The sequence below is a fragment of the Pseudomonas sp. NPDC089569 genome, assembly GCF_050280625.1.
Lineage (GTDB): Bacteria > Pseudomonadota > Gammaproteobacteria > Pseudomonadales > Pseudomonadaceae > Aquipseudomonas.
Map to the genome: position 1 here is coordinate 1 of NZ_JBNNVQ010000170.1, position 6,394 is coordinate 6,394.

General features: G+C 60.2%; 3 protein-coding genes and 3 pseudogenes. All 6 read right to left on the bottom strand.

What is annotated here, in order from left to right:
• Positions 1 to 70: pseudogene (locus tag ACQKP2_RS31180) on the bottom strand (hypothetical protein); the annotation flags it as partial.
• Positions 70 to 774 (bottom strand): annotated as a pseudogene (locus ACQKP2_RS31185) (prephenate dehydrogenase/arogenate dehydrogenase family protein); the annotation flags it as partial. The pseudogenes ACQKP2_RS31185 and ACQKP2_RS31180, both read right to left, overlap by 1 nt.
• Before the next feature lie 28 nt (positions 775 to 802).
• Complete coding sequence (hisC, locus tag ACQKP2_RS31190; protein ID WP_427582146.1) at positions 803 to 1,915, bottom strand: histidinol-phosphate transaminase; 1,113 nt, start codon at positions 1,913 to 1,915, stop codon at positions 803 to 805.
• 13 nt (positions 1,916 to 1,928) lie between these two features.
• Entirely contained in the window at positions 1,929 to 3,023 is a 1,095-nt protein-coding gene (gene pheA / locus ACQKP2_RS31195) for a prephenate dehydratase (RefSeq protein ID WP_427582147.1), read from the bottom strand.
• The gene (gene serC, locus ACQKP2_RS31200) at positions 3,023 to 4,108 is read right to left on the bottom strand and encodes a 3-phosphoserine/phosphohydroxythreonine transaminase (RefSeq protein ID WP_427582148.1); all 1,086 of its coding nucleotides are present in this window, start codon (positions 4,106 to 4,108) and stop codon (positions 3,023 to 3,025) included. Before serC ends, pheA begins: the two co-directional genes overlap by 1 nt.
• Before the next feature lie 64 nt (positions 4,109 to 4,172).
• Positions 4,173 to 6,305, bottom strand: a pseudogene (locus tag ACQKP2_RS31205) (DNA gyrase C-terminal beta-propeller domain-containing protein); the annotation flags it as partial.
• Positions 6,306 to 6,394 lie beyond the last annotated feature (89 nt).

Sequence of the window (6,394 nt, forward strand, 5' to 3'; positions counted from 1 at the left end):
CGTCGGCCTGCTGATAGTTTTCCAGCACCGCCGCCAGGGTGCGATCGACCGCCAGGCCGGAGCCGTTCAGATGTCGTGCCACATGACCGGGTCGCTTCCGGCGATTCTCGTGAAATCGCGGAAACCGCCCGCAGCGTAACGGAAGATCTCAAGGTTTTCATTGCGCTTGGCCAACGAATCGACCAGGCCGAACGCGAGCAAGTGCGGCAGATGACTGGTCGCCGCCAGCACTTCATCGTGACGTTCGACCTGCATGTGCTCGACATCGGCACCCAATACTCGCCACAAGCGATCAACCACGCTCAGGGCTGCGGGATCGGTCTGGTCCAGCGGCGTCAGTATCACTTTATGGCGACGGAAAAGCTCTGCATTGGAGGCTTCCACCCCACTCTGCTCGGAACCGGCAATCGGGTGTCCTGGCACGAAACGTGACGGCATGGCGCCGAAGGCTTCGCGAGCGGCGCGCACGACATTGCCCTTGGCACTGCCGACATCGGTCAGAATGGCCGCCCCCAGATCCATGCCCGCCAGCCGGGCGAGCAGTTTTTCCATGGCGAGAATCGGTACGGCCAACTGAATGACATCGGCTCCCCGACAGGCAACCGCCAGGTCCTCTTCGCAACGATCCACTACACCCAGATCCACCGCCAGCTTGCGCGACTGAGGATCAAGATCCACCCCGATCACCTCGCGACAGATGCCGCTTTCACGCAAGCCCTTGGCAAACGAACCACCGATCAATCCCAGACCGACGACCACAAGGCGTCCGATCATAGGTTCGGCAGATTGCAGCGCAGTGACATCAACCACGAGCCAGAACCTTGGTCAACGCTTCGAGGAAGCGAGTGTTTTCCGCCGGCAGCCCAATGGTGATGCGCAAGTGATTCGGCATGCCATAGTTGGCCACCGGACGAACGATTACACCTTCACGCAACAATCCCTGGAAGACCGGAGCGGCTTCGCGCCCGATATCAACACAGATGAAGTTGCCCTTGGACGCAATCCAGCTCAGTCCCAACTCACGGAACCCCGCTTCCAGCTGCTGCATGCCGGATTCGTTGAGGCGACGACTCTCAGCCAGATACTCGGCATCCTGCAGTGCTGCGCAAGCGGCGGCCAAGGCCAGGCTGTTGACGTTGAACGGCTGGCGCACGCGGTTCAATACATCGGCGACCACCGCCGTGGACAAGCCGTAGCCGACCCGCAGCGATGCCAGGCCATAAGCCTTGGAGAACGTGCGGGAAACCAGCAGGTTCGGGTAAGCGGCGAGGAAGTCCAGGCCATCAGGCAGGTCGCTACCTTCTGCGTATTCGATGTAAGCCTCATCCAGCACGACCAGTACATGTTCCGGCACGTCCTGAAGAAACTCGTCCAACGCCTCGGCATCGAACCAGGTCCCGGTCGGGTTGTTCGGGTTGGCGATGAAGACGACGCGGGTATTGGCATCGATTGCCGCCAGCATGGCCGGCAGATCGTGCCCCCAATCCCTGGCCGGAACGACCTTGGCTTCGGCGCCTACCGCCTGAGTTGCAATCGGGTACACCGCAAACGCGTGCTCGCTGAAAACCGCATTCAAACCGGGCGCCAGATAGGCGCGCGCGACCAGTTCAAGGATGTCATTGGAGCCATTGCCCAATGTCACCTGATTCAGCTCGACGCGGCACTGTTCGGCCAGCAGGCTTTTGAGCGCGAAACCGTTACCGTCCGGATAGCGGGTCAATTCGGCCAGCGCATCACGTATGGCGGCCAGGACCTTGGGGCTTGCACCCAGCGGGTTTTCGTTGCTGGCCAATTTGACGATGCTGGCCGGATCGAGATTCAGCTCGCGAGCCAGTTCGTCCACGGGTTTGCCCGGAACGTAAGGCGAAAGTTGTTGCACGCCCGGCTGCGCCAGAGCGAGGAAGTTACCACTCATTTGCTACCACCCCTTAAAGAACTGCTTTCGGGTAGGAACCCAGCACCTTGAGTGCCACTGCTTCCTGACTGATCTTTTCCAGCACACCCTTGACCAACGGGTCGCGATGGTGGCCGACAAAGTCGATGAAGAACACATAGGTCCATTTGCCACTGCGCGAAGGACGGGTCTCGATCCGGGTCAAGTCAATGCCATTGTCATGGAACGGCACCAGCAGCTCATGAAGCGCGCCGGGCTTGTTGCTCATGGAAACAATGATCGAGGTCTTGTCATCACCGGTCGGCGGCACTTCCTGGTTGCCGATCATGAGGAAACGCGTGGAGTTGTCCGGACGATCCTCGATTTTTTCGGCCAGGCGAGTCAGCCCATACAAGCCTGCCGCCATATCGCCGGCAATCGCCGCCGAATTCCATTCGCCCTTGACGCGCTTGGCCGCCTCGGCATTGCTCGGCACCGCCACGCGCTCGACGTTCGGGTAATGGGCGTCCAGCCATTTGCGGCATTGAGCCAGCGACTGGGCGTGGGAGTAGATACGACTGATGCTGTCGGTCTTGGTGTTCTCGCCAACCAGCAGGTGATGGTGAATTCGCAGCTCGACTTCGCCACAGATCACCATGTCGTGCTCAAGGAAGCTGTCGAGGGTGTGGTTGACCGCGCCTTCAGTGGAGTTTTCCACCGGGACGACACCAAAGTTCACCGCTCCGGCCGCCACTTCGCGGAACACCTCGTCGATCGCCGCCATTGGCTTGCTGATCACGGCGTGGCCGAAGTGCTTCATGGCCGCCGCCTGGGTGAAAGTACCTTCCGGACCCAGATAGGCCACTTTCAGCGGTTGCTCGAGAGCCAGGCAGGAAGACATGATCTCGCGAAACAACCGCGCCATCTCTTCGTTGCCCAACGGCCCCTGGTTACGTTCCATCACGCGCTTGAGCACCTGAGCTTCGCGCTCGGGACGATAGAACACCGGCACTTCGCCTTCGGCCAGCGAGGCCATCTTTACTCGCGCGACTTCCTGGGCGCAGCGCGCACGCTCACTGATCAGGTCCAGGACCTTTTCGTCCAGGGCATCGATGCGCAGGCGCAGTGCCTTGAGTTCTTGCTCAGACATTAGCCGTGTTCCTTCTCGAACTCTGCCATGTAGGCCACCAGCGCGTTGATCGCGTTGATGTCGACGGCGTTATAGATGGAGGCGCGCATGCCACCCACGGAGCGATGCCCCTTGAGGTTCAACAGGCCACGCTCGTCGGCACCGGCCAGGAATGGCTTGTCCAGGCGATCGTCAGCCAATCTGAACGGCACGTTCATCCAGGAGCGGTCCGATTTGTTGATCGGGTTGCTGTAAAGGCCGCTGGCATCGATGAAGTCATACAGCGTGCGCTGCTTGACCTCATTGAGCCTGGCGATGGCTTCGACCCCACCCTGCTCTTTCAGCCACTCGAACACCAGACCGGACAGGTACCAGGCCAGGGTCGGCGGGGTGTTGTACATGGAGCCGTTGTCGGCCGCGACCTTGTAATTGAGCATGGTCGGGCACAGGGAACGGGCACGACCCAGCAGGTCTTCGCGAACGATGTTCACCACGATGCCGCTCGGACCGATGTTTTTCTGGGCACCGGCATAGATCATGCCGAAGCGCGAGACGTCTACCGGGCGCGAGAGAATGTCGGAAGACATGTCGGCCACCAGCGGAACATCACCCGTCTCGGGAACCCACTGGAACTCCAGACCACCGATGGTTTCGTTCGGCGCGTAGTGAACGTAGGCCGCATCTTTCGACAGCTTCCACTCGTTCTGGCCCGGAATGGCGAAATAGTCGTAAGGCTTGGCGGTAGCGGCCACATTGACGTGACCGTAGCGCGATGCTTCTTCGATGGCTTTCTGCGACCAGATACCGGTATCGATATAGTCGGCCGAACCGTTTTCCGGCAGCAGGTTCAGTGGAATCTGAGCAAATTGCTGGCTGGCGCCGCCTTGCAGAAACAGCACTTTATAGTTCGAGGGGATATTCAGCAGATCACGCAGATCCTGCTCGGCCTTGGTGGCGATGGACACGAACTCATCGCTGCGATGGCTCATTTCCATGACCGACAGGCCTTTGCCGTGCCAGTCGAGCAGCTCGGACTGGGCACGCAACAGGACAGCTTCGGGCAGCGCAGCAGGACCTGCGCAGAAGTTATAGGCTCGTTTGCTCACATCCACTCTCGCTATGCAATCACGGTAGCGGACAGAGCAAACACTCTGCCCTGCTACGATTTGGTTAGTCTTGCGACTCTTCTTCGTCTGCGGCGTCCGCTTGCAGGTTGTCGATCGCGTCATCCGGTTCGGCGCCGGTCACACCCGACTCCGAATCGACACGCTCTTCACCTTCAAAACCTTCGCCTTCAAGCTCTTCGCCCTCGACTTCCGATGGCTCCTGTACCCGCTCAAGGCCGACCAGGGTTTCATCCTTGGCCAGTTTGATCAGGGTCACGCCCTGGGTATTACGACCCAGACTGGAAACTTCGTCGACACGGGTACGGACCAGAGTGCCCTGGTCGGAAATCAGCATGATTTCCTCGCCATCGAGCACCTGTACCGCACCGACCAGGCGCCCGTTGCGCTCGTTGCTGACCATGGCGATAACGCCCTGGCCACCACGCTTGTACTCCGGGAACTCGGTGATTGCCGTACGCTTGCCGAAACCACGCTCGGAAGCGGTCAGGATCTGACTGCCTTCTTCCGGAATCAGCATGGAGATCAGCTTCTGACCTTCCGGCAGACGCATGCCACGCACACCACGCGCGGTACGGCCCATGGCGCGGACATCGGATTCCTTGAAGCGGGTCACCTTGCCGCCATCGGAGAACAGCATGACCTCGCGCTCGCCATCGGTAATGGCTGCCGAGATCAGTACGTCGCCTTCATCCAGTTCCAGCGCGATCAGGCCGACGCTGCGCTGACGGCTGAAGGATTCCAGCGGGGTCTTCTTCACGGTGCCGTTGGCGGTAGCCATGAAGATGTAGTGACCTTCGGTGTACTCCTCGACCGGCAACATGGTGGTGATGTATTCACCCTCATCGAGCGGCAACAGGTTGACCAGCGGACGACCGCGCGCAGCGCGGGACGCTTCGGGAATTTCGTAGGTTTTCAGCCAGTAAACCTTGCCCTTGCTGGAGAACAGCAGCAGCGTGGTGTGGCTGTTGGCAACCAGCAGGTGGGCAATGTAGTCCTCATCCTTGACGCCAGTGGCCGATTTGCCTTTGCCGCCACGGCGCTGAGCCTGGTACGCAGCCAACGGCTGGGTCTTGGCATAGCCACCGTGGGAAATGGTCACGACGCGATCCTCTTCCGGAATCATGTCGCCCAGGGTCAGATCGAGACGCGCGTCGAGGATCTCGGTGCGACGCACGTCGCCGTATTCGGCACGGATCACTTCCAGCTCTTCGCGGATCACTTCCATCAGGCGCGTGGCGCTGTTGAGGATGCGGATCAGCTCGCCAATCTGGTTGAGGATCTCTTGATACTCGGCCAGCAGTTTTTCGTGTTCCAGACCGGTCAGGCGATGCAGACGCAGTTCCAGAATGGCCTGCGCCTGCTCCGGCGACAGGAAGTACTTGCCGTCACGCAGGCCATATTGCGGGTCAAGGTTTTCCGGACGGCACGAATCGGCGCCGGCGCGCTCGACCATCGTCATGACCGCACTGGACTCCCAAGGGGTGCTGACCAGCGCTTCCTTGGCTTCCGACGGTGTTGGCGATGCCTTGATCAGGGCAATGACCGGGTCGATGTTCGACAGGGCAACCGCCTGACCTTCGAGAATGTGACCGCGTTCGCGCGCCTTGCGCAGTTCGAACACGGTACGACGGGTCACGACTTCGCGGCGGTGACGGACGAAGGCTTCCAGCAGGTCCTTGAGATTCAGGATCCGCGGACGACCGTCGATCAGTGCAACGATGTTGATACCGAACACGCTTTGCAGCTGGGTCTGGGCGTAGAGATTGTTGAGGATGACCTCGGGCACTTCGCCACGACGCAGCTCGATCACCACGCGCATACCGTCCTTGTCGGACTCGTCGCGCAGTTCGGTGATGCCTTCGAGTTTCTTTTCCTTGACCAGCTCGGCGATCTTCTCGATCAGACGCGCCTTGTTCAGCTGGTATGGGAGTTCGGTGATGACGATCTGCTGACGACCACCGACCTTGTCGATGTCTTCGATGATCGAGCGGGCGCGCATGTAAATGCGGCCACGGCCGGTACGGTAAGCCTCGATGATGCCTTCGCGACCATTGATGATGGCAGCTGTGGGGAAGTCCGGACCGGGAATGTATTGCATCAGCTCGTCGACAGTCAGCTCGGGATTGTCGATGAGGGCCAGGCAACCGTCGATGACTTCACCGAGGTTGTTCGAAGGCGCCCAGCGATCTATCCAGCGCTGCGCGGCAGTCAGCCACGATGCGTTCGACCAGCTCGGCGCAAGTGGGCAGATCATCGATCAGGCCG